20 protein-coding genes are annotated in these 21882 nt (G+C 67.3%); 7 read left to right on the top strand and 13 right to left on the bottom strand.

What is annotated here, in order from left to right:
* Positions 1 to 28: 28 nt before the first annotated feature.
* Positions 29 to 658, top strand: coding sequence for a hypothetical protein (locus GIY56_RS00790; RefSeq protein WP_154762918.1), 630 nt, complete (start codon positions 29 to 31; stop codon positions 656 to 658).
* A gap of 123 nt (positions 659 to 781) precedes the next feature.
* Here GIY56_RS00790 and eutC read toward each other — a convergent pair whose 3' ends face one another.
* From eutC to GIY56_RS00740, 10 genes are all read right to left on the bottom strand, one after another.
* On the bottom strand, positions 782 to 1540 hold the full coding sequence (eutC, locus tag GIY56_RS00785) for an ethanolamine ammonia-lyase subunit EutC (RefSeq protein WP_154762917.1): 759 nt from the start codon (positions 1538 to 1540) through the stop codon (positions 782 to 784).
* The gene (locus GIY56_RS00780; protein WP_154762916.1) at positions 1537 to 2916 is read right to left on the bottom strand and encodes an ethanolamine ammonia-lyase subunit EutB; all 1380 of its coding nucleotides are present in this window, start codon (positions 2914 to 2916) and stop codon (positions 1537 to 1539) included. The genes eutC and GIY56_RS00780 overlap by 4 nt, the downstream gene beginning before the upstream one ends.
* Complete coding sequence (locus GIY56_RS00775) at positions 2916 to 3860, bottom strand: choline kinase family protein (RefSeq protein ID WP_154762915.1); 945 nt, start codon at positions 3858 to 3860, stop codon at positions 2916 to 2918. Before GIY56_RS00775 ends, GIY56_RS00780 begins: the two co-directional genes overlap by 1 nt.
* Positions 3857 to 4810 (bottom strand): phosphotransferase, encoded by a 954-nt coding sequence (locus tag GIY56_RS00770; protein ID WP_154762914.1) that lies wholly within the window; start codon positions 4808 to 4810, stop codon positions 3857 to 3859. Before GIY56_RS00770 ends, GIY56_RS00775 begins: the two co-directional genes overlap by 4 nt.
* Positions 4807 to 6087 carry a Zn-dependent hydrolase gene (locus GIY56_RS00765; protein ID WP_154762913.1) on the bottom strand — a complete coding sequence of 427 codons (1281 nt, stop codon included), beginning with the start codon at positions 6085 to 6087 and terminating at the stop codon, positions 4807 to 4809. The genes GIY56_RS00770 and GIY56_RS00765 overlap by 4 nt, the downstream gene beginning before the upstream one ends.
* Positions 6080 to 7891 carry an ABC transporter ATP-binding protein gene (locus GIY56_RS00760; RefSeq protein ID WP_154762912.1) on the bottom strand — a complete coding sequence of 604 codons (1812 nt, stop codon included), beginning with the start codon at positions 7889 to 7891 and terminating at the stop codon, positions 6080 to 6082. Before GIY56_RS00760 ends, GIY56_RS00765 begins: the two co-directional genes overlap by 8 nt.
* A 1-nt stretch (position 7892) precedes the next feature.
* Complete coding sequence (locus GIY56_RS00755) at positions 7893 to 8804, bottom strand: ABC transporter permease (protein ID WP_154762911.1); 912 nt, start codon at positions 8802 to 8804, stop codon at positions 7893 to 7895.
* The gene (locus tag GIY56_RS00750; RefSeq protein ID WP_154762910.1) at positions 8804 to 9784 is read right to left on the bottom strand and encodes an ABC transporter permease; all 981 of its coding nucleotides are present in this window, start codon (positions 9782 to 9784) and stop codon (positions 8804 to 8806) included. The genes GIY56_RS00755 and GIY56_RS00750 overlap by 1 nt, the downstream gene beginning before the upstream one ends.
* Before the next feature lie 71 nt (positions 9785 to 9855).
* The gene (locus GIY56_RS00745) at positions 9856 to 11430 is read right to left on the bottom strand and encodes an ABC transporter substrate-binding protein (protein WP_154762909.1); all 1575 of its coding nucleotides are present in this window, start codon (positions 11428 to 11430) and stop codon (positions 9856 to 9858) included.
* A 35-nt stretch (positions 11431 to 11465) separates the two neighbouring features.
* Positions 11466 to 12260 (bottom strand): inositol monophosphatase family protein, encoded by a 795-nt coding sequence (locus tag GIY56_RS00740; RefSeq protein WP_154762908.1) that lies wholly within the window; start codon positions 12258 to 12260, stop codon positions 11466 to 11468.
* A 251-nt stretch (positions 12261 to 12511) separates the two neighbouring features.
* Here GIY56_RS00740 and GIY56_RS00735 point away from each other — a divergent pair, with 251 nt between their 5' ends.
* The 3 genes from GIY56_RS00735 to GIY56_RS00725 all read left to right on the top strand — a co-directional run bounded on the left by GIY56_RS00735 (position 12512) and on the right by GIY56_RS00725 (position 14993).
* On the top strand, positions 12512 to 13303 hold the full coding sequence (locus GIY56_RS00735; RefSeq protein WP_154762907.1) for a DeoR/GlpR family DNA-binding transcription regulator: 792 nt from the start codon (positions 12512 to 12514) through the stop codon (positions 13301 to 13303).
* Positions 13304 to 13563: 260 nt separating this feature from the next.
* Positions 13564 to 13734, top strand: coding sequence for a hypothetical protein (locus GIY56_RS00730; protein ID WP_154762906.1), 171 nt, complete (start codon positions 13564 to 13566; stop codon positions 13732 to 13734).
* 446 nt (positions 13735 to 14180) lie between these two features.
* Positions 14181 to 14993, top strand: coding sequence for a hypothetical protein (locus GIY56_RS00725; RefSeq protein WP_154762905.1), 813 nt, complete (start codon positions 14181 to 14183; stop codon positions 14991 to 14993).
* Here the strand turns inward: GIY56_RS00725 and GIY56_RS00720 are convergent.
* Together GIY56_RS00720 and GIY56_RS00715 are read right to left on the bottom strand one after the other, a co-directional pair.
* The gene (locus GIY56_RS00720; protein WP_154762904.1) at positions 14990 to 16660 is read right to left on the bottom strand and encodes a formate--tetrahydrofolate ligase; all 1671 of its coding nucleotides are present in this window, start codon (positions 16658 to 16660) and stop codon (positions 14990 to 14992) included. The genes GIY56_RS00725 and GIY56_RS00720 overlap by 4 nt on opposite strands.
* Before the next feature lie 66 nt (positions 16661 to 16726).
* Positions 16727 to 17314 (bottom strand): uracil-DNA glycosylase family protein, encoded by a 588-nt coding sequence (locus GIY56_RS00715; protein ID WP_154762903.1) that lies wholly within the window; start codon positions 17312 to 17314, stop codon positions 16727 to 16729.
* A 159-nt stretch (positions 17315 to 17473) separates the two neighbouring features.
* Between GIY56_RS00715 and GIY56_RS00710 the strand changes: the two genes are divergently transcribed.
* The 3 genes from GIY56_RS00710 to kdsA are packed head-to-tail and all read left to right on the top strand — an operon-like array spanning position 17474 to position 20698.
* On the top strand, positions 17474 to 18127 hold the full coding sequence (locus GIY56_RS00710; RefSeq protein WP_154762902.1) for an ABC transporter ATP-binding protein: 654 nt from the start codon (positions 17474 to 17476) through the stop codon (positions 18125 to 18127).
* Complete coding sequence (locus tag GIY56_RS00705; protein ID WP_154762901.1) at positions 18111 to 19859, top strand: capsule biosynthesis protein; 1749 nt, start codon at positions 18111 to 18113, stop codon at positions 19857 to 19859. The genes GIY56_RS00710 and GIY56_RS00705 overlap by 17 nt, the downstream gene beginning before the upstream one ends.
* Entirely contained in the window at positions 19856 to 20698 is an 843-nt protein-coding gene (kdsA, locus tag GIY56_RS00700) for a 3-deoxy-8-phosphooctulonate synthase (RefSeq protein ID WP_154762900.1), read from the top strand. Before GIY56_RS00705 ends, kdsA begins: the two co-directional genes overlap by 4 nt.
* Here kdsA and GIY56_RS00695 read toward each other — a convergent pair.
* Positions 20695 to 21870 (bottom strand): BaiN/RdsA family NAD(P)/FAD-dependent oxidoreductase, encoded by a 1176-nt coding sequence (locus GIY56_RS00695; RefSeq protein WP_154763391.1) that lies wholly within the window; start codon positions 21868 to 21870, stop codon positions 20695 to 20697. The two genes, kdsA and GIY56_RS00695, sit on opposite strands and share 4 nt — an antisense overlap.
* Between the last annotated feature and the right edge of the window lie 12 nt (positions 21871 to 21882).

Below are 21882 nucleotides of genomic sequence, written 5' to 3'. Positions count from 1 at the left end.
CAAGACCGGCACGGGCATGAAGGGGCACATGGCACGCGGTTTCTGGACAGGTCTTCTGCATGGCGGCGTGGTCAGCATCGCCGCCGTGGCCGCGTTGTCGTTGGCCGCGCCCGTGCCGCGGCCGGAACCGGCACCCGTGGCGCAGCCCGCGCCCCGCGTCGCGCCCGTCGAACCGAAGCCTGCAGCGCCCGTGCCGCAGGCCGGCGATGCCCCGCAGGCGGGGGCCGTCGATCTGCCGGTCGGGTCCGAGTTCGGGCGCGGCGGCGACATGGCGCCGCACCTGCCCGCGCCCCTGGCCACGGAACGCCCCGACCAGCCCGAGGCGCCCGCGGTGATGGCGCCGACCTCGGAACCCGCGCCTGTCGCGGTTACGGCCGCCGACCCCCGCCCGCAACTGGCGGGGGAACGGGATGGCCCGGTGCAGGGCGCCCCGGATGCGGGCGAGGATGCCCCGCAACTGGACCGTCCCGCTGCCCTGACTTTGCCCACCGCCCTGGCCGCGCCTGGCCGGACCGTCACCGATGCGCCCGACGCGGCGCCCGTCGTGCCGCAGGCCGAACCGGCACAGGCGTCCCCGGCCCCCGGCTTGCCGGCACCGGCACCGGATCTGTCGCTGCCGCCCGATCTGTCCGATCTGCGGGGGCTGGCGCCTGAGTGATTTCCTGCCGCGCCTTGCCTTGCAAAGCGACAGGCAAGGCGGTGCTGGGCCTGCAATCCTGTGAAACAGGCGGATGCTGCCGGTGGCCCGGCACGACATTTCACGCATCGGCGAACGCCGCAGTTATTCAGGGCGGATCCCCGGCATGTCCGCGGGTCTGCCGCCGGCAAGCGCATCCTTTCCGCTTTCGTCCTTCAACGCCACGCCGGTGGTCCCGATGCGCCGGGCTTCGCGGACAAGCCACGCCAGCCGATCCGCTGCCGCCTCGTGGGACAGCCCGCCGCGCAGGTGGATGTTCGACACGCAGTTCCGCGCGCTGTCGCGCAGCCCGGGTCGGGGGTTCAGCGTCAGATAGGCGCCAAGGCTGTCCGCCACCGACAGGCCGGGGCGTTCGCCGATCAGGACCAATACCATCCGCGCGCCCAGGGCCGCGCCGATGGGATCGCCGATGGCGACGCGGCCGCCGCGCACCAGCACCACGGGCTGCGCGGCAAGTTCGGGCAGGCGGTCCGACAGGGCCGCAACCACGCCCGGTGCCTGCGCCATCACCGCCGGGGCCGAAAGCCCGTCGCAGATGACCAGCGCCAGGGGACAGTCCAGACGCGGCAGGGCGGCTTGCGGGGCCAGTTGCCGTCCCAAGTCGGGGCGGCGCAGATAGGTCGTGCGATCGGTTGCAAGGCTTTCCACCCGCAGGCAGGGCCGGGGACCCAGGGCCGCGGCCAGCCCGTCCATGTCCAGGGCCGCGTGGATGGCGTCACGAGCGGCGGCGTGATCTTCCTGAAAGGACAGCAGCGCGGACAAGGGCATCGGCCGCGCCGCCGCGTCCAGGCGCACCCGGGCGGGCGTCAGGCGGCGCAACAGGTCGAAGTCCGGCACGCTCATGGCCGCAGGCCCATGCGACGGGCCAGCGCGGCGGGATCGGGCAAGGCCCGCGTGCCCTGTCCCGCCAGGCCGAACTCGGCCAGCCAGCGGGCGAATTCCGGCGCGGGACGCAGCCCGGTCACCTCGCGCAGATAGCCGATGTCCTCGAAGGCAAGGCTTTGATAGCCCAGCATCACGTCATCGGCGCCCGGCACGGTGATGACGAAGCTGACCCCCGCCTGCGCCAGCAGCGTGGCAAGATTGTCCATGTCGTCCTGGTCGGCCTCGACATGGTTGGTGTAGCAGACATCGACCCCCATCGGCAGGCCCATCAGCTTGCCGCAGAAATGATCCTCCAGCCCTGCGCGGATGATCTGCTTGCCGTCATACAGGTATTCCGGCCCGATGAAGCCCACGACCGTGTTGACCAGCAAGGGCTTGAAGGCGCGGGCCACGGCATAGGCGCGAACCTCCAGCGTCTGCTGATCGACGCCGTGATGCGCATCCGCCGACAGCGCCGCGCCTTGCCCGGTTTCGAAATACATGCAGTTCTGCCCGACCGTGCCCCGGGCGGCGGCAAGGCCCGCCCCATGCGCCTCGGCCAGGATGGCCAGCGAGATCCCGAAGCCCTCGTTCGCGGCCTGTGTTCCGGCGACGGACTGGAAGATCAGATCGACGGGGGCGCCGCGTTCCAGCAGGGCCAGGGAATTCGTCACATGGGTCAGCACGCAGCCTTGCGTCGGAATGGCGAAGGCCTGCCGCATCTCGTCCAGGGCGACCAGCAGCGCATGGCAGTTGGCGATATTGTCGGACGCCGGATTGATCCCGATCACGGCATCGCCAGCGCCCTGCAACAGGCCGTCCAGCACCGACACGGCGATGCCGCGCGGATCGTCGGCGGGGTGGTTGGGTTGCAGGCGCGTGGCCAGCGTGCCGCGCGTGCCGATGGTGTTGCGGAACGCGGTCACGACCTCGGCCTTGCGGGCGACGCGGATCAGGTCCTGGTTGCGCATCAGCTTGCTGACGGCCGCGACCATCTCGGGCACAAGGCCCGGGGCCAGCGCGGCCAGCGCGGCGGCATCGGCTGCGGGCGACAGCAGCCAGTCGCGGAATTCCCCCACCGTCATCGAGGCGACCGGCGCGAAGGCCGCTGCATCGTGGCTGTCGATGATCAGCCGCGTCACCTCGTCGGCTTCATAGGGCACCAGGGTCTCGGACAGGAAGGTCCGCAGCGGCAGGTCCATCAGCACGCGCCGGGCGGCGACCCGCTGCAACGCGCTATCCGCCGCGATCCCCGCAAGCTGGTCCCCCGACCGTTCGGGCGAGGCCGCGGCCATCACCGCGACCAGATCATCGAAGCGGAAGCTTTCGCCGCGGGCGGTCGCACGATAGGTCATCACAACGCTCTCAGCTGCGCAGGCCAGTCCGGGTGGCCGGTGATCTGGCGGAACCGCATCAGCTTCCACATGCCGTACTTGTGGAAATCGAAATCCAGCCGCGACACGCGCAACTGCACCATCGACCACAGCGCCCATTTCACGTCGGCCAGCGCCTTGTGGACGGTGACGCGGGCAACCAGGTCGCGGGAAACCCGTCCGAAATATTCCTCGATCAACTCCATCTCCTGCGCGGGGGCGAAGAACATCTCTCCGAACCAGATGCCCAGATCATAGCACCGATCGTTCATGGAACTGTATTCATAGTCGATCAGCATGATCGAGCCGTCCGGTCCGATCATGAAGTTGCCCGGCATCGGATCGTTGAAGCAAGGCACCAGATCCAGGCCCGAGGCCAGCAGCGCCTCGCGCGCCATGGATTCGTTCAGCATCACCCAGTCATGGTTGCGAAAGCGCGGCGCGTCCAGATCGCGGCACTGGGCGGCATGTTCGTCGATCATGTCGAACACGGTCTTGGTAAGGCCAAGCGCGGGCAGCGCGTGCATCCGGCGATAGGCGGCGATGGCCGCCGCGCGCTTGTCGCGGGCCGCGAAGTCGCTGTGGGTCGAGGCGCGGTGGCCGGGCAGGAAGTCGTTGATCTCGATCCCCCGATGGGCCAGGTCGTCATGGACGCGCGGTCCCAGTCCGGCGGCCGCGGCCTTGCGCGAGGCGTCCATCGCCGCCACCCGGTCGATGAACATCTCGGTCCCGTTGCCCGGCACCTTGACGAACCAGTCGCCCGTCCCGTCCAGCGTCCGCACCCGCCAGTTCTCGTTGGAAATGCCGCCCGGCACGGGACCATAGACGATGCCCTCGCCGCCCCGGAACAGGGGGGCGTCGCGGATCACCTGCTCGATGGTTTCTTCCAGCGCGTGCGCGGCAGAGCCGATGGGCTTCATCATCATGACGCGTCCCTCAGGCCGGGGGCACGGGCCAGGCGGACCAGCTGCTCGAAGTCGGGATGGTTCAGCGCCAGGCGCAGCCGCATCAGCCGCCATTCGCCGTATTTCAGCCATTCGACCCCGCGCCGGGCCGACATCAGCGCCAGCCTGCGCGACCACAGCGCGTGCAGCATGTCGTCCACCACCGACCACAGCCGCGCGCGGGCAAGGGCCGCATCGTCGGGGCGCCCCCAAAAGGCCAGGAACCCCGCCTGCATGTCCTGCGGAAAATCCGTGACCTCGGCCAGCAGGCAGCCGATGTCGTAAAGCGGATCGTTCATGCCCGCCCGGTCGAAATCGACCAGCATGACCTGCCCGTCCGGCCCGACCATCAGGTTGGACGCCGCGCCGTCGTTGCGGCAAGGCGCCAGCGGCGCGTCGTCCAGCATCGGCCGCAACCGGAAGACCAGGCGGCGCAGCCATGCGGCATCGTCGGGCAGGCTGTCCAGCGCGGCCAAGGCCTCGATCTGCGTGTCGATCAGCGCGAAGGGGTCGAAGCGGTGGGCCAGCGGGGCGGTGCCGTGCAGGGTGCGCAACGCGGCCATCGCGGCACCCGTCACGGCAGGATCCTGCAAGGTGAACTGGGTGGCAGTGCGCCAGCCGGTCAGCGCCTGCATGGCGACGGCGCCGGTGCCCGCATCGGACCACAACACGCGCGGCGCGATCCCGGCTTCGCCCGCCTGCGTGGCAAGCTGCATGGCGGCGGGCAGGTCGAAGCCGTCGCGCATCTCGGGGTGCATGACCTTCAGGAAGACCTCGCCCTGCGGCGCGGACACAAGGATCGAGGCGCTTTCCAGAGCCTTGTAGCTGGGCGAGGCCAGGGGTGCGGGGCCGGGCCGCGCGGGCAGGTTCGCGGCCAGCCCCGCCGCCTGCGCGGCCCGGGCTAGCATCGCGTCGGTGACAAGCGCGGTCATGGCCGCGCCGCCTTGTCCAGGTCCCCGCCCGCCGCGTCGATGCGGCGGATCATCTCGACCAGCACGTCGCCGCCTGCGGCCAGATCCTCGGGGCTGGTGTATTCGTCGTTGCGGTGGATGACGCCCCCGGCCGAGGGCACGGCCACCACGATGGCGGGCATCACGGCATTCAGCGCCACGGCGTCATGCCCGCCGATGGTGTCCAGCCGCATCCGGGCATGGCCGAAATCGTCGGCGACGGCCTCGGTCAGCGCGACAAGGCGCGGATCGAACCTGCCCGCGTCGCGGCGGTCCACCGCCACGATTTCGGCCGTCACCCTGGCCTTGGCCGCAAGCCCGGGCAGGGCGTCCCGAAGCCTTGCCTCGGACCATTCCAGCATCGCGGCTTCCGGGGCGCGCAGTTCGCAGAACAGCACCGCGCGGCCCGGCACGATGTTGGGCGAATTGGGCGAGATGTCCACCCGCGCGACCGACGTGAACAGCGTGTCCGCCGCGGTATCGGCCAGTTCCCGGACAAAGGCGATGACATGGGCCGCGCCCAGGACGGCATCGCGGCGATCCTCCATCGGGGTGGGACCGGTGTGGTTCTGTTCGCCGGTCATTTCGATGCGGACCTTCAGCGCCCCCCAATGTCGCACGAAGGGGGCGATGCGGGCGCCCGCGCGTTCCATCCTGGCATCGCCCTCGATATGGATTTCCAGATACAGGTCGGGCCTGGGCGCCGGGTCGCTGCCCCTGTAGCCGGTGCGCCCCAGTTCCTGTTCCACCGTCCTGCCATCGCGATCCGCGCGCGCCAGCGCCCAATCGCGGTCGATGGCCCCCGCGAAGACCGAGGATCCCAGCAGACTGGGCTGGAACCGCGCGCCTTCCTCGTTCATCCAGTCGGCGACGGCATAGTTGCAGCGCGGCGCGGTGCCCCCGTCGGCGGCTTCGCGGCGGAAGGTCTCGATGGCGGCCAGGGCGGCCACCACGCCATAGGCGCCGTCGAAGCGTCCGCCCCTGGGCTGGCTGTCCAGGTGCGATCCGATCATCACCAGGGGCGCACCGGGTCCGGCCAGATCAAGCTGCCCGAACAGGTTGCCGATGTCGTCCACCAGTACCCGATAGCCCCGCGCGCGCATTTCGCCCGCGAACCAGTCGCGCGCGGCCTTGTGGGCGTCGGTCAGCGCCGGGCGGTCGATCCCGCCGTCGCCGGTCGCGCCGAATTCGGACACCTTGTCCATCAGTCGCGCCAGAAGATCGGCGTCGATGCGGGTCAGCGAAAGGGTGTCAGACATGCGTGGCCTCGTGAGGTTCATTCAGGAAACAGGCCGCCAGGGCCTGTCCGCCGCGCGACAGCAGCGCGGGGTTTTCCGCGCGGCAGCGGTCGAAGGCATGGGGGCAGCGGCTGGCAAAGGCGCAGCCGGGCGGCAGGTCGATGGGACTGGGCGGCTCGCCCTCCAGCAGGCAATCCTCGGGGCGATAGCGGCGCGGTTCCAGCGTGGGGGCGGCGGACAGCAGCCCGCGGGTATAGGGATGGCCGGGGTCGAAGAACAGCCGGTCGTTCGGCGCGACCTCGACCGCCTCGCCCAGATACATCACCGCGATCCGCGAACACACCTGCCGCACCATGGTCAGGTCGTGGCTGATGAAGATATAGGTGAAGCCGTGCCGGGCCTGCAAACGCTCGAACAGATCCAGCAGCTTGCCCTGTTCGGTCTGGTCCAGCGCCGACAGCGTTTCGTCCATGATCAGCAGGTCGGGTTCCAGGATCATCGCGCGGGCGACGTTCAGCCGTTGGCGCTGGCCCGCCGACAGCCCGGTGGGCAGGCTTTCGTAAAGGCCGGGATGCAGGCCGACCTCGGACATGACCGCGCGGGCGCGATCCCGCCGCTCGGCCCGGGTGCCGATGCGGTGGATCTTCAACGGTTCCTCCAGGATCGCGCCGATTGCCGATTGCGGCGGCAAGGATCCGTAGGGGTCTTGCAGCACCAGCTGGAACTCTCGCCGCAGTTCGCGCAGGCGTTTCCGGCTGGCCGTGCCCACGTCTTCGCCCTTGAACAGGATCCGGCCGCCATCGGGACGTTCCAGCCCGGTCAGCAGCCGCATGAGCGATGACTTGCCGCAACCGGATTCTCCGACGATGCCGAAGTTGTCGCCCGCGAAAACGTCGAAATCGGCGTTCCGCACTGCCTGGACCAGGGCCTTGCCGGACTTGCCGCGCGTCTCGTAGGCCTTGGACACGCCGCGAACCGACATGATCGGGCGTTCGGTGGCGGGCACGCGGCGGCGGCGGTCGGGACCGCCCTGCCACAGCGTCGGCAGTTCCGCGATCAGCGCGTAGGTATAGCCATGCTGCGGCGATGCGATCAGGGCCGCGGGGGTCTGGCGTTCGACGACCCGGCCCTTGTGCAGCACCATCACCTCGTCCGAGGCGTCGCAGGCCACCGGCAGGGACGAACAGATGAACAGGATCGCGGTCGAGAATTCGGCGTTCAGGTCCCGCATCAGCTTCAGGATCTGCGCGGCGACGGTCACGTCCAGCGGCTGCGTGATGTTGTCCGCGATCAGCAGTGCGGGGTCCGATATCAGCGCATCCACGATCATCGCGCGCTGCATCATGCCGCCCGAATACTGGAACGGGTACTCGTTGAAGCGCCGCTCCGCCGCGGGGATCCTGACCGCCTTCAGCAGTTGGATCGCCTTGTCGCGCGCCTTTGCTGCGGGAATGTCGGGCCGCACCGCGCGCAGCTTTTCGACCAGTTGCGCGCCCACCGTCATGGTCGGATCCAGCGCGCCCGCCGGGTTGCCGCCGACATAGGCGATCTCTCGTCCCGACAGGCTGCGGGCATGGGTGGGATCGGCCAGCAGGTCGCGGCCTTGAAACAGCACGGTGCCACCCGAGACACGCAGGGGCGGGGAAAGCCAGCTTGCCAGCGTGCGGGCCAGCACGGTCTTGCCCGATCCGCTTTCGCCGATCACAGACAGGATCCGGCGCGGCTGCAGATCGAAGCTGATGCCGTCCAGGATGGTCCGGTCGCCGGCCATGACCGACAGGTTGCGGACCGACAGCAACGTCCGGGTTTCAGCACCGTCCAGCATTTCATGCGCCTCCGTAGATGGCGTTGCGGGCGCGTTCCAGGCTGGCCCCCATCAGGTTGATCGAGGTCAGCACCAGCACCAGGAAGATCCCCGGCATGGTGGCGATCCACCAGGCGTTCATCAGGTATTTCCGCCCGTCCGCGATGATGTTGCCGAAGGTCGGCGTCGGCGGCTGCACGCCGAGGCCCAGAAAGCCCAGCACGGATTCGAAGATCATCATGCGCGCGATGTCCAGCACCGCGACAAAGGCCATGGGCGGCAGCACCAGGGGCAGGATCAGCGCGAACATGATCCGCCAGTCCGTCGCGCCCAGCACCATCGCGCCGCGGACGTATTCCTTCTTGCGTTCGGACATGACGGTGGACCGCATGACGCGGGCATAGACGGGCCAGCCCGCCAGCCCCAGAACCAGGATGATCGAGGGGATGGTCGGGCGCGACACGCCCAGGATGGTGATCGCCAGGATGATCATCGGGATCGACAGCTGCGCATCCGTCAGACGCATCAGGATCGTGTCGGTCTTGCCCCCGAAATAGCCTGCGAACAGCCCGATCAGCGCCCCGACCAGCAGCATCAGCACGGTTGTGGACACCCCGATCAGCAGCGAATAGCGCAAGCCCACAAGGGCGCGCACCAGCATGTCGCGGCCCAGCTGGTCGGTTCCCAAGGGGTGGGACCAGCTCCAGCCCTCGCCCATGAACAAGGGCGGCATCAGCTTGGCCTTGATGTTCATCTTGACCGGGTCGATGCCTGACAGCGATGGATACAGCAGCGCCGCGGCAACCAGCAGGACCAGCACGATCAGGCCGATCCTGAATTCGACCGAGGCGAAGGCCTGCCGCCAGATCCGGGTCGAGACCTTGCGTTCGCGCAGGCGCGCCACGGGGACGGTGGTGATGTCGATGCTGCTCATCAGTATTCCAGCCTCGGGTCGATGGTGGTCGCAACCAGGTCAACGATGATGTTGATCAGGACAAAGGCGGCGGCGGTGACGATCGCGATGCCCTGGATCAGCGGAAAGTCCCGCTGCATGACCGCGTTGATGGTCAGAAGGCCAAGGCCCGGATAGTCGAAGATGAATTCGATCACCAGCACGCCGCCCAGCAGCATCGAAAACTGCACGCCGATCAGGTTCAGCAGCGGGATCGACGAATTCTTCAGGGCGTGGCGAAAGACGATCTGGTTGCGCGTCAGGCCGCGCACGCGGGCGATGTCGATGAAGGTCTGGCCCATCACCCCCGCGACCGAGACGGTCAGGGTGCGGATCAGGAACGGCGCGATCTCGATGGCCAGGACCAGGGCGGGCAGGATCGTGTAGGCGAAACCCTTGTAGCCGATGGCAGGCATCAGTTGCAGCTTTACCGACAGGATCAGCGCCAGCACGATCCCCAGCCAGAAGTTCGGCAGGCTGACGAACAGCGACGACAGGTAAAGCGCCATCCGGTCGGGCCAGCCGCCGGGATGCAGCCCGCCCCAGACCCCGACGGGCACCGCGATGACCAGCGCGAAGACCATCGCCAGCAGCGCCAGTTGCAGGGTCATCGGCGCGGTGTCGGCGATCAGGGCCAGCACCTCGGCCCGTTCGCTGCGGGTGGTGTCGTCGAAGCTGGCCCCGCCGACTGCCGCGCCGTTCGCGGGCCGCACGAAGCTTTGGCCCAGGTCGCCCTGCACGACGCCGCCGATATAGCGGCCGAACTGCTGCCAGATCGGGTCGCGCAGGCCCATGTCGGCGGCGATCTGCTCGATCAACGCTTCGGGCGCCATGCCTCCGGCCATCAGGCGCACCGGATCGCCCGGCACGACGCGCAGCAGCGTGAAGATCAGGGCCGAGACCAGAAAGACGATGATCGCGCCTTGGAACAGCCGGCGCGCCAGGAATCGAAGGATGAACATCTGCGGCTCCGCATTGCGTGGCATGTCATCGGAGATCCGGGACCGCCGCGGGGGCGGTCCCGGTGGCTGCGTCAGGCGACCGTCGCGCTGGCCGCGTCGCTTTGCCCGTCGGGATAGATGAACAACCCGTCCACATCCGCGCGCATCCCGTGGATTAGGACCGAGGTGAACAGGCTCAGCGCCGGAACCTTGTCGGCCAGCATCGGCATCAGGTTGGCTTGCAGCGACTGCTTGCGCGCTTCCATCGACGGCGCGTTGCGTTCCTCGTCCAGGGCGGCGTCCAGTTCGGGATCGACGATCCCGCAGATGCGCTTGCTGGTCGAATGGAAATGCGTGCGCAATACCAGGTCGGGTTCGGGCGATCCGGTGGACCAGCCGCAATCGACCATGTGGCCCGGCCCGCCGCCCGGACGGTCGTACAGGCGCTCGTTCCAGGCGGCGACCTCCATCACGTTCAGCGTGACGGGGAAGCCCTGTTCCTGAAGCAATGCGGTGATGAGTTCGCCATATTCCTTGGTCTTGGGATAGAAGCCGGTCGAGGTGATGTATTCCAGTTCCGGAAGCCCCTGTCCGCCCGGGAAGCCCGCCTCGGCCAGCAGGCGCTGGCATTCCTCGGGGTTGTATTCCGGATAGTCGGGAATGTCGAAGTAGCCGAACTTGATGGGCGAGATGAAGTTGCTGGACGCTTCGCCCGCCGTGCCCATGATCTCCATGATCATGCCGCGGTCGATGGCGTGGGCGGCGGCCTTGCGCACAAGCGGGTTGTCGAAGGGCGGTTTCGAGCAGCGGAACCACAGGTACTTGTTTTCCACCGAGACCAGCCGCGACAGCTTGATGCCTTCCTGGGCCTGCAAGGTCTCGACCTGTTCGGGTTCCAGCCGTTCGATCACGTCGGCTTGGCCGTTCATCAGCGACAGCATCCGCGTGGTCGCGTCGCCCACGAAGCTGAAGGTCACGCCCGGAACCTTGGGCGCGCCGCGGAAATAGTCCGGGAACGCCTCCATCACCGTGTCGTTGCCGCGCTGTTCGACGAAGCGGAACGGGCCGGTTCCGTTCAGTCGCTGCGACAGCGGACCGTTGGGGCCGGCGGCCACGTCGGTTGCCGACAGGATCGGCAGATAGGACGCCAGGAAGATGAACAACGACGCGCCATAGCCGCCCTTCGAGGTGTCCACGACCACGGTATGATCGTCGGGGGTCGTCACCTCGAAGGTGTCGGTCGGGCCGGGATAGACCTGCTTGGGGCGGTCCGGCAACGCGCCGTATTCAAAGGTGGCCTTCACGTCCTCGGCCTTGAAGGGCTTGCCGTCATGGAAGGTCACGCCTTCGCGCAGCTTGATCTGCAACCGATGGGCGTCCAGTTCGGTGATCTCGGTCGCCAATTCATAAACGACCTCGTCCGGCGCGCCGGGCCGCATTGGCGCGCGGGTCAGATAGCCCATCACGAAGCCTTCGATGTTGGTCTGCGACAGCGTGGTATGCGCGGTCGGATCCCAGTTGCCGGTGATGTTCTCGGCCGACAGGAACACCAGCGGCCGCGCGCCCTGCGCATGGGCCGAGCTGAAGAAGAAGTCGGGATTGATGCGCGCGGTGCCGAACAGGGCACCGGTCGCCGCGCCGTAACGAAGAAACTTTCTTCTGTCCATCACACTCTCCTGTTGGGAAAAGGTTGCGCGGCTTTTCACGCCGCTTGTCTTTCGCGAAGGTCCGCCAGCTTTCGCAGCATGGCCCCGTGCAGGTCCGGTGTGGCCGAGGCCAGAACGTCCCCTGCCGAGCCGACGCCCAGATCGGCGCCGTGCCAGTCGGTGATGACCCCGCCCGCACCGCGCACGATCTGCACGACCGGCAGGTAGTCATAGGGCTGCAAGCCCGTTTCCAGCACCAGGTCGCAATGGCCCGACGCCAAAAGCCCATAGCTGTAGCAATCGCCCCCGAAGCGGATCAGCCGGACCGCCTGCCGCAGCGCCTGAAAGGCGGCGGCGCGCGGGCCGGTGAACAGCAGCGGGTCGGTCGTATAGGCGAAGGCCTGCGACAGGTCGCGGCAATTGCTGGTCCGGCACAGTGCGCCGTTCAGCAAGGTCGGGCTGCCCTGGACGCCGACCCAGCGTTCGCCCGTCGCCGGCATGTCGATCTGCCCCAGGCAGGGCGTCGCGCCGTCCATCAGCGCCAGCAACTGCCCGAACAGCGGGTGCCCGGTCACGAAGCTTTTGGTGCCGTCGATCGGGTCCACGATCCAGACATGGCGGCTGTCCGTGTTCACCGGCGCTTCTTCCTCGCCGAAGATGCCGTGGCCGGGCCATTCGGCGGCGATCCGGGTGCGGATGAAGGCCTCGATCTCTCGGTCGGCGACGGTGACGGGGCTGTTGTCGTTTTTATGCTCGACCCCGAGCGGCTGGCGGAAATGCCGCATCGCGATCTTGCGCGCCGCGTCCGCCGTCTGGCTGGCAAAGCGCGTCGCTTGTTGCAGATCGACCATGTGACGCCTCGTGGATTTGTGTGGAGCTTGATCCAAGGCTAGGTTCGGACGCTTGGCGCTTGCCACGCAAAGCTTGCGCCACGGCGTGCAAATACTTGCGTTGAGATGTTTTTGTGCGGGAATGCTTCCTATGTGGCATTACCAAGGCCAAATTCGCGGCAACAATACCAACAATATCCACATCCTCGTCGTGGCCTTGTGGATTTGCGGCAATCCCGTGCTAGCAAGCTCCATGCGGATCGGAGAACAAGATGTGGTCGCACGAGCGTCAGGGCAAGATTCTGGAACTGCTGGCCCGTGACGGCAAGGTCATGACGAATCAGTTGGCCGCACTGTTCGGCGTTTCGCGCGAGACGGTGCGGCGCGATCTTCTGGAGATGGAGCAAACCGCAAGCCTGATGCGCGTGCATGGCGGTGCGATCCCGTCGGGGGCCGAGATCGTGCCGGAACCCGCCTTCGACATCCGCCGCACCGCGGATGCCGCAGCCAAGACAGCCATAGCCGAGACCGCCTGCGCCCTGATCCAGCCGGGCATGACCCTGATGATCGACACCGGCACCACGACGCTGGCCTTTGCCCGTGCCCTGGTGCGTCGCGGTGCGATGCGCATCATCACCAATTCCATCGAAATCGCGCAACTGGCGGCCGCCAGCGATTGCGAGACGCTGCTTCTGGGCGGCCGTCCGCATCGCGACGTTCCCGGCACCTTCGGCGAGATGACGATTTCCGAGGTGGACCGCTTCCTGGCGGACATGGCCGTCATCTCGCCCGTGGGGCTGCACCCGCATCGCGGCGCGACGGACTACGAGTTCCACGAGGCGGAACTTGCGCGCGCCATGATCCGGCGGTCGAAGTCGCGCATGATTCTCAGCCATTCGGGCAAGATCGGCGTGGAAAGCCGCGTGGCGATCTGCGGGCTTGATGACATCGACCATGTCGTGACCGATGCCCGCCCGGGCGAAGTCTTCATGCTGCCGCGCGGACAGGTGCATTTCGCCGAACCGCAGGTTTCCGAGTCCCACAGACCGAACCAGCGCCGATGATCGGGTGCAGGGTACCGGATCGATCGGTCCGGAAAGCGGAGGACGTTGGACAGAAGGTCCCCCGCCTCTGCCCTTCCTTGCCTGCCGGTCGGACATCGGGCCTGCGTCTTCGCGATGAAGACCGGTGTGCGGGCGGGGCGGTGGAGAAATCCAGCTCTACTTCCTGTTGAATCGGGACAGCAAACCCTAGAGAGCAAAATCACAGGGTAAAAATTATTTCAATTTGGAATTAACAGATTGTGATCAGAAAGATTTTCCCGATGCGTTTTTTGATCAACTTCAAGATGATCGTTATAATGTCCATTGCCGGTTCCGTGAAGGCCGGACCAGGGAAAGGCGTGGTCGTCCTGCCGGCGACTGAACGCCTGTTTCCGCATTCCCGCCATCCACGTGTTCCTGCCGGGAGGATCGGCGTTCTGACGGTGGCGTGATCGGGGCGGCCGCCTGGACCTCTTGCCGAAGGATGATCGACGGGCGCCACCCGATGGCCCGGATGCGTCTTGCGGACCGGGAACCCGGCTAGGCGCGGGATGGCGGGACGTTCCGATTGCTTGCTTGACTGAACCCGAACACGCAGGCAATCTTGTCCCTGTTGCCGATCCACTGTCTTTTTCACGCTTGCCAGGAACCTGTCCTGGCAGTCGCGGTTACCCGTTGCATCGTTTCGGCGTTGTGGATCTTGTCTTGCGGGTTGTGACCGTTGCATGATCCCGCCGTTCTTCTATTCGGGAATATATGGAAACTTTTCAATTCATATTCAGTATATCGCTGCCGTCCGTGCAGCGAAATCATTGCCAAATTCCTGAACGGGGTTTTTAACTGTTGAATATGTTTCGGTGGGAAAACTCTCATGCCTCATGACCTTGCCTACAGGCAATTGCTGACGTTGATCAATGCCCGCAGCCAGCAATGGCTGCGCCACCAGATCGAGCTTTTGCCGCCCTTGTCCGCGCCGGGCGACCCTCATCTGGCCGCCGTGGCTGAAATCGCGGTGGCCGCGCATATATGCACCGGCCTGCGCGGCAGCCCGGCGCCGCTTCAAACCTTTGTCGGCAGCCGGTTCACGCCCGAATTCACCAGGAATTTCATCGACGGTCTCCAGTGCCGGTCCGGGATGGGCCAAAGGTCCGGGGCCGCCCTTCTGGGGTTCTTGCCGCAGGCCGACGTGGCGCGGATCAGCCTGGCAGACATGTCGCTGACCGAACGCCTGGCCCTGTCCGGCCCCTCCGACCCCGGCCTGCTGGCCGAGGCAGAGGTGGTCCTGCGCAGCCCCATCCCCGAGGAGCGGCTGACCGAGCAGGACATCGACGGCTATGCCCATGTGCTGATGCTGTGTTACCGCTTCGGGGCGGAACGTCCGCGCTTTGCCAACACCTGGACCTATGGCGACGCCTTCGCGAATTGCCTGCGCTTTGCCGCCTGGGCCGAGCGGAAGGGCAAGCTGATGTCCCTGGCGCAGATGTGCTATTGCCTGTGCCTGATCGACCCCGATCACGACGTGGCGCCGCTGCTGGGCGACCTTATCGCAAGCCAGCGCCCGGACGGGTCGTTTCCCGCCCGGATCGGCTTTGGAACCGCCGACCAGGATCAGTCTGCGCTGCGTCCGACGCTGGCCGCGCTTGTGGCGCTGCACATGGCGGTTTACCGACGCTGGCACAACCCGCGGCCCAGCCTGCCGATGGCGGCCTAGAACAGTCCTTCGATCTGGCCCAGGTCGTTCAGGCCGATGGTTTCGGCCGCCGGGTGGCGGGGCAGGCCGGGCATGGTCATGATCTGGCCGCAGATGGCGACGACGAAGCCCGCGCCTGCGTTCAATCGGACCTCCCGCACGGCGATCACATGGCCTTCCGGCGCGCCGCGCAGGTCCGGGTCGGTCGAAAACGAGTATTGCGTCTTCGCGATGCAGACCGGCAGGCGGCCATGGCCCTGTTCCTCCCACAGGTCCAGTTGGGTGCGGACGCCGGGCAGGGCCTCGACATGGGCCGCGCGATGGATGCGGGTGCAGATCGTCTCGATCTTCTGCCACAAGGGCATTGCGTCGGGATAAAGCGTGTGGAAATCGGCCTCGCCGCCGTCCACCAGTTCCACGACCCGCCGGGCCAGATCCTCGGCCCCCGCGCCGCCCTTGGCCCAGTGCCGGGACAGGATCGCCGTGGTGCCGTGGCGGGTGCAATAATCCTGCAGGGCGGCGATCTCGGCCGGGGTGTCGCCTGCGAAGTGGTTGACGGCGACCACCAGCGGCAGGCCGAAGCCGCGCAGGTTTTCGATATGGCGGCCCAGGTTGGCGCAGCCGCGCGTCACGGCGGCGACGTTCTCGGTCCCCAGATCCTCCTTGGCGACGCCGCCGTTCATCTTCAGCGCGCGGATGGTCGCCACCAGCACCACGGCGGCGGGCGACAAGCCGGCCAGGCGGCACTTGATGTCCAGGAACTTCTCGGCCCCCAGGTCGGCGCCGAAGCCCGCCTCGGTCACGACATAATCCGACAGGCGCAGCGCGGTGTCGGTGGCGATCACGCTGTTGCAGCCGTGCGCGATGTTGGCGAAGGGGCCGCCATGGACCAGGGCCGGGTTGTTTTCCAGCGTCTGCACCAGGTTCGGCTGCAAGGCGTCGCGCAGCAGGACCGTCATGGCGCCGTCCGCCCGCAGGTCACGCGCGGTGACGGGGCGGCGGTCGCGGGTGTATCCCACGACGATCCGGCCCAGACGGTCGTGCAGGTCGTCCAGGCCGCGCGCCAGGCACAGGATCGCCATGACCTCGGACGCGACCGTGATGTCGAACCCGGTCTGGCGCGAGAACCCGTTCGAGACCCCGCCAAGCCCCACGACGATGTCGCGCAGCGCGCGGTCGTTCATGTCCATCACGCGGCGCCAGGTGATGCGGCGCGTGTCGATGTCGAGCGCGTTGCCCCAATAGATGTGGTTGTCGATCATGGCGGCCAGCAGGTTGTGCGCCGCCGTGATCGCATGGAAATCGCCGGTGAAATGAAGGTTCATCTCCTCCATCGGCACGATCTGGGCATGGCCCCCGCCCGCAGCACCGCCCTTCATGCCGAAGTTCGGACCAAGGCTGGCTTCCCGGATGCAGACGGTGGCGCGCTTGCCGATGCGGTTCAGCGCATCGCCCAGGCCGACGGTGGTGGTCGTCTTGCCTTCGCCCGCAGGCGTCGGGTTGATGGCCGTCACCAGCACCAGATGGCCGCGCGGGCGGTCAGCCAGGCTGGCCACCGTGTCATGCGCGATCTTGGCCTTGTCGGGACCGTAACGCAGGATGTCGTTCTCGCCCAGGCCCAGCCTTGCGGCGATGTCGGCGATGGGCAGCTTGCGGGCGGCGCGGGCGATCTGGATATCGGTCGTCATGCGGCAGGGCATGGCCCGGCGGGCGCGACCTGTCAACACGGGGCTTGCGCGGCCCGGACCAAAGGGTCAGTCGTTGCGCGTCAGCTCGGCCCGGACGGCGGCGCGCAGGTCGGGCAACAGGTCGGTTTCAAACCACGGGTTGCGCTTCAGCCAGCCGGTGTTGCGCCACGAGGGATGGGGCAGGGGAAAGACCGCCGGCGCATGGTCCCGCCAAGATGCCACCGCCCCCGTCACGTCGCGCAGCCCCAGGTGCCAGCGGATCGCATGGCCGCCGACCAGCAGCGTCAGCCGGGGCTGCAACTGCGCCATGACGCGGCTGCGCCAGGTCTGCGCGCAAAGCGGCGGCGGCGGCAGGTCCGATCCGCGCGCGTCATAGCCGGGAAAGCAGAAGGCCATCGGCACGATGGCGATGCGGTCCCGGTCATAGAAGACGGACGGGTCCACCCCCATCCAGCCGCGCAGCCGGTCGCCGGACCGGTCGGTGAAAGGCTGGCCGCTGAGATGTACCCGCATCCCGGGCGCCTGGCCCACCACGAGGATGCGCGCGGCCGGCCGGAACCAGACGACGGGGCGGGGATGGTGGGCGGTGGCCGTGGCGGCAAAGCGCCCCGCGCAAAGGCGGCAGGCACGAATCGACTGTTCAAGCAGGCTCATGCGGAACAGATAGGGAAAATGCGGCACGTTTGAAGGGTGACAAACGGGCGCGGGGCGGGCATTAGGAAAGGGGAAAACTGGACTCTCCGCTCGCCTGATAATAGTGTCGCCTGCGCCGGGCGATCCTGCCCACGGGCCGTGCGGCAACAGGGATGATCGATGCTGGAATTCGACAATGTCTCGAAGTCCTTCTGGACGGGAACGCGCCGCAAGGTGATTCTCGACCAGGCCTCGTTCCGGGTCGAGCTTGGCAATTCCCTGGGCATCCTTGCGCCCAACGGCACCGGCAAGACGACGCTGATCAACATGATGTGCGGGCTTGAAAAGCCGGACGAAGGCACGATCCGGCGGACATGCCGCATCTCGTTTCCCCTTGGCTTCATGGGCGGGGTCGTCACCAAGCATTCCGCGAACGAGAATGCGCGATACATCGCCCGCATCTATGGCCTCGACCCGGATTACGTTTCGGCCTTCACCCGCTGGCTGACGGACATCGACGAATATTTCGACATGCCCGTGGGCACCTATTCGGCGGGGATGCGGCAGCGGTTCACGTTCTCGCTGCTGCTGGCGCTGGAATTCGACATCTACCTGATCGACGAGGGGATGCCGCAGACGACGGATGTGGAATTCAACCGCAAGGCGGGCGCGGTGCTGTATGACCGGCTGAAGACGGCGACGGTGGTGATCGTGTCCCACCAGCCCGCCACGATCGAGAAGTTCTGCCGATCGGCCGCCATCCTGCGGGACGGGCGGCTGTATTCCTTTGAATCCCTTGCTGAGGCGAAACAGTATTATGACTACACCGCCTAAGGCCCGCCGCTATCACGCCTCGGCTGCCGAATCCGTCCGACCCGACATCGGCCCCGCAGCCGTGCCCCCGGCCGGGCGGCCCTTTTCGGACGCCAATATCCGGATCTCGGTCCGCAAGAAGGACGAGACGCCGGACATGCCGCCCCGGGACGATGATCGCGAACGCTTCATGCGCACCGACCCGGTCGATGACGGCCTGTCCCATGTCAAGCCGGCCGAGGCGCCATCCCCCGCATCCGGGGAAGACCTGGACAGCCAGCTGGAGGCGATCCGTGCGGAAAACCTGTCCGAACGGCAATTGCGCATCGCCCGCCGGATCGCCGCCCTGCACCAGATCGAGGTCGCCTCGGACGAGGAGGCGGTGCTGCGCCTGCGCCAGCGCGGCATCGACCCCTCGCACCGCGCGGCCCTGGGCCAGATCCTGTCCAGCGAAGGCAGCCGTGCGCAGGCAAAGCCGGCTGCGAACACGCCGGCGGTGATGCCGAAGAAAGCGCCTGCGCCTGCTCTCAGGCCGGGAACCGAGGTCGGGCCGGCCAAGCCCGACCTTCCCTCGCGCGAGGTCCTGACCGAGGAAAAGCGCGCGGCCGAGATCTATCGCATCCAGCGCGACATCGCCAAGCGCAGGCGGCGGCGGATGGTCCTGCTGGGGCTGCGGCTGCTGGCCTTCGTGATCCTGCCGACGGCCTTGGCAGGCTGGTATTACTTCCGCGTCGCCACGCCGCTTTATGCAACGGTGTCGCAGTTCCGCATCCAGTCGGCGGAAGGCCAGGGATCGGCGGGCGCCAGCGGATTGGGCGGGATGCTGTCGGGATCGGCGCTTACGACCAACACCGATTCGGTGGCTGTCCAAAGCTATCTGACCTCGCGCGAGGCCATGCTGCGGCTGGATGCCGACAAGGACTTCCGGGCGGCCTATCAGGGTCCCGGCATTGATCCGGTCAAGCGCCTGCCGCCTGACGCCACGAACGAGGAAACCTTCGGGCTTTACAAGAAATCGGTCAAGATCGGCTATGACCCGACCGAGGGCATGATCGACATGGAGGTGATCGCCCCCGACCCGCAGCAAAGCCACGATTTCTCGCTGGCGCTGATCGCCTATGCCGAGGAGCAGGTCGATCAGATGACCTCGCGCCTGCGGGACGATCAGATGCAAGGCGCGATCGAAATCTATGAGGATGCCGAGGCCAAGGTGCTTGCCGCGCAGCGCCGCGTGCAGGAACTGCAGCAGACGCTGGGTGTCCTGGACCCGGCGGCAGAAGGGACGGTGGTGATGACCCAGATCTCCTCGCTGGAATCGCAGCTTGCGACGAAGCGGCTGGAACTGGGACAACTGCTGGCCAATCCTCAGCCCCTGCAAAGCCGCGTCACCGCCCTGCGCGGCGACATCACCCGGCTGGAGGAGATGATCGCCGAAACGCGCACGCAGCTGACCGAAGGCGACGACAGCCGCAATTCGCTGGCGCTGATCTCGGGCGAGCTGCGGATCGCCGAAAGCGACCTCCTGACCCGGCAGGAACTGCTGGCCGGCGCCGCCGCGCAGATGGAGTCCGCACGCATCGAGGCCAACAAGCAGGTCCGCTATCTGTCGCTGTCCGTCGCGCCCGTGCCGCCGGACGAGGCGACCTATCCCAAGGCGTTCCAGAATACACTGGTGGCCTTTCTGATCTTTTCGGGTATCTATCTGATGCTGTCGCTGACAGCCTCGATCCTTCGCGAACAGGTATCCACATGACCCAGGCCAAGCATGTCCGCATCCGCGACCTTTCCTGCGGCAACGACCTGCCCCTGACGGTCATTGCCGGACCCTGCCAGCTTGAAACGCTGGACCATGCCCTGATGATCGGGGAGCGCATGGCCGAGGCCTGCGCCAAGGCCGGGGCGGGCTATGTCTTCAAGGCCAGCTACGACAAGGCCAACCGGACCTCTCTGTCAGGGCGGCGCGGGGTGGGGATCGGCGAGGGGCTGGACATCCTGGCGACCGTCCGCGACCGGCTGGGCTGTCCGGTGCTGACCGACGTGCATGACGCCGAACAGGCCGTGCAGGCGGCGCAGGTCGTGGACGTGATCCAGATCCCGGCCTTCCTGTCGCGCCAGACCGACCTGCTGCTGGCGGCGGGCCGGACGGGGGCGGTGGTCAACATCAAGAAGGGGCAGTTCTTGGCGCCGTGGGACATGGCGAACGTGGCCAACAAGGTCGCCTCGACCGGCAACGACAACATCCTGCTGACCGAACGCGGCGTCAGTTTCGGCTACAACACCCTGGTGGCCGACATGCGGTCGCTGCCGATCATGGCGCGGACCGGCTATCCGGTGATCATGGACGCGACCCATTCGGTGCAGCAGCCGGGCGGGCAGGGCGGTTCCTCGGGCGGGCAGCGCGAATTCGCGCCGGTGATGGCGCGCGCCGCCGTGGCGCTTGGCGTGGCCGGGGTGTTCATCGAGACGCACGAGGATCCGGACTGCGCCCCCTCGGACGGACCGAACATGATCCCGCTGGACCGGATGCCTGCCCTGGTGACTTCGCTGATGGCCTTCGACCGGCTGGCCAAGGCCGATCCCGTGATGGGCTAGGCCGCGCGGCCCGCCGCATCCGCCGAGGCCCAGGCCCACTGGAAATTGTATCCCCCCAGCCAGCCCGTCACATCGACGCATTCGCCGATGAAGAACAACCCCGGCACGGTGCGCGCCTGCATCGTCCGCGCGTCCAAGTCGCGCGTGTCGATGCCGCCCAGCGTCACCTCGGCCGTGCGATAGCCTTCCGAGCCGACCGGGCGCATCTGCCAATGGTTGACCCGCGCGCCGATGGCCTCCAACCGCGCATTCGGCTGATCGGCCAGCCGGGCTTGCGTGAACCCCATCTCGTCGCAGATCGCCGCGGCCAGACGGGCGGGCAGGGCGCGGCCAAGCGCCGAGGCCACGGCCGCGCGCCCCGACTGGCCCCGGGCAGTCTTCAGTTCCGCCGCGATGTCCCGGCCGGGGGCAAGGTCGATCTGCAGCGTCTCTCCGGGCTGCCAATAGCTGGAGATTTGCAGGATCACCGGCCCGCTGAGACCGCGATGCGTGAACAGCAGCGCATCCCGGAACCGTCCGCCGCCATGACGGATCTCGGCCTCGACCGAGACGCCGGCCAGCGGGCGGCACAAGGCCAGTTCCTGTTCGGCAAAGGTCAGGGGCACAAGGGCGGCGCGCGTCTCGACCAAGCGCAGGCCGAACTGGGCCGCGATGTCATAGGCGATGCCCGTCGCGCCGATCTTCGGGATCGACTTGCCGCCCGTCGCCACCACCACCTGCGCTGCGTGGATCGTCCCGCCCGAGGTTTCGACGACAAAGCCTGTCCCGTCATGGCGGACAGCGTGCAGCGCCGTCTGCATCCGCAACCCGGCGCCGTCCATCCGGTCCAGCAGCATCCGGGTGATCTGCGTCGCCTTGCCGTCGCAGAAAAGCTGCCCTTGCGTCTTTTCGTGCCAAACGATCCCGGCGCGATCCACGAGGCGCACGAAATCGGATGCGGTGAATCGCGACAGCGCGCTGGCGGCAAACCGGGGGTTCCGCGACAGGAACCGATCCGGGGCGGTCGCAAGATTGGTGAAATTGCACCGCCCCCCGCCCGAGATGCGGATCTTCTCGCCCGGACCCTGGGCATGATCCAGCACCACCACGCGCCGCCCCTGGCGCAGGGCCGAGCCTGCGCAGAACAATCCCGCCGCTCCGGCACCCAATATCAGCAGATCGACCTGTTCCATCCGGGCCGCATA

Source organism: Paracoccus lichenicola, assembly GCF_009708075.1.
Taxonomy (GTDB): Bacteria; Pseudomonadota; Alphaproteobacteria; order Rhodobacterales; family Rhodobacteraceae; genus Paracoccus; species Paracoccus lichenicola.
This window is presented reverse-complemented; position numbering and strand designations above follow the sequence as displayed.

Excerpts from the sequence above, each read along its gene's own strand:
- GIY56_RS00790 (WP_154762918.1), top strand. The coding sequence starts at position 29 with ATGGCACGCGGTTTCTGGACAGGTCTTCTGCATGGCGGCGTGGTCAGC.
- eutC (WP_154762917.1), bottom strand. The coding sequence starts at position 1,540 with ATGAGCGTGCCGGACTTCGACCTGTTGCGCCGCCTGACGCCCGCCCGG.
- GIY56_RS00780 (WP_154762916.1), bottom strand. The coding sequence starts at position 2,916 with ATGACCTATCGTGCGACCGCCCGCGGCGAAAGCTTCCGCTTCGATGAT.
- GIY56_RS00775 (WP_154762915.1), bottom strand. The coding sequence starts at position 3,860 with ATGATGATGAAGCCCATCGGCTCTGCCGCGCACGCGCTGGAAGAAACC.
- GIY56_RS00770 (WP_154762914.1), bottom strand. The coding sequence starts at position 4,810 with ATGACCGCGCTTGTCACCGACGCGATGCTAGCCCGGGCCGCGCAGGCG.
- GIY56_RS00765 (WP_154762913.1), bottom strand. The coding sequence starts at position 6,087 with ATGTCTGACACCCTTTCGCTGACCCGCATCGACGCCGATCTTCTGGCG.
- GIY56_RS00760 (WP_154762912.1), bottom strand. The coding sequence starts at position 7,891 with ATGCTGGACGGTGCTGAAACCCGGACGTTGCTGTCGGTCCGCAACCTG.
- GIY56_RS00755 (WP_154762911.1), bottom strand. The coding sequence starts at position 8,804 with ATGAGCAGCATCGACATCACCACCGTCCCCGTGGCGCGCCTGCGCGAA.
- GIY56_RS00750 (WP_154762910.1), bottom strand. The coding sequence starts at position 9,784 with ATGTTCATCCTTCGATTCCTGGCGCGCCGGCTGTTCCAAGGCGCGATC.
- GIY56_RS00745 (WP_154762909.1), bottom strand. The coding sequence starts at position 11,430 with ATGGACAGAAGAAAGTTTCTTCGTTACGGCGCGGCGACCGGTGCCCTG.
- GIY56_RS00740 (WP_154762908.1), bottom strand. The coding sequence starts at position 12,260 with ATGGTCGATCTGCAACAAGCGACGCGCTTTGCCAGCCAGACGGCGGAC.
- GIY56_RS00735 (WP_154762907.1), top strand. The coding sequence starts at position 12,512 with ATGTGGTCGCACGAGCGTCAGGGCAAGATTCTGGAACTGCTGGCCCGT.
- GIY56_RS00730 (WP_154762906.1), top strand. The coding sequence starts at position 13,564 with ATGCGTTTTTTGATCAACTTCAAGATGATCGTTATAATGTCCATTGCC.
- GIY56_RS00720 (WP_154762904.1), bottom strand. The coding sequence starts at position 16,660 with ATGACGACCGATATCCAGATCGCCCGCGCCGCCCGCAAGCTGCCCATC.
- GIY56_RS00715 (WP_154762903.1), bottom strand. The coding sequence starts at position 17,314 with ATGAGCCTGCTTGAACAGTCGATTCGTGCCTGCCGCCTTTGCGCGGGG.
- GIY56_RS00710 (WP_154762902.1), top strand. The coding sequence starts at position 17,474 with ATGCTGGAATTCGACAATGTCTCGAAGTCCTTCTGGACGGGAACGCGC.
- GIY56_RS00705 (WP_154762901.1), top strand. The coding sequence starts at position 18,111 with ATGACTACACCGCCTAAGGCCCGCCGCTATCACGCCTCGGCTGCCGAA.
- kdsA (WP_154762900.1), top strand. The coding sequence starts at position 19,856 with ATGACCCAGGCCAAGCATGTCCGCATCCGCGACCTTTCCTGCGGCAAC.
- GIY56_RS00695 (WP_154763391.1), bottom strand. The coding sequence starts at position 21,870 with ATGGAACAGGTCGATCTGCTGATATTGGGTGCCGGAGCGGCGGGATTG.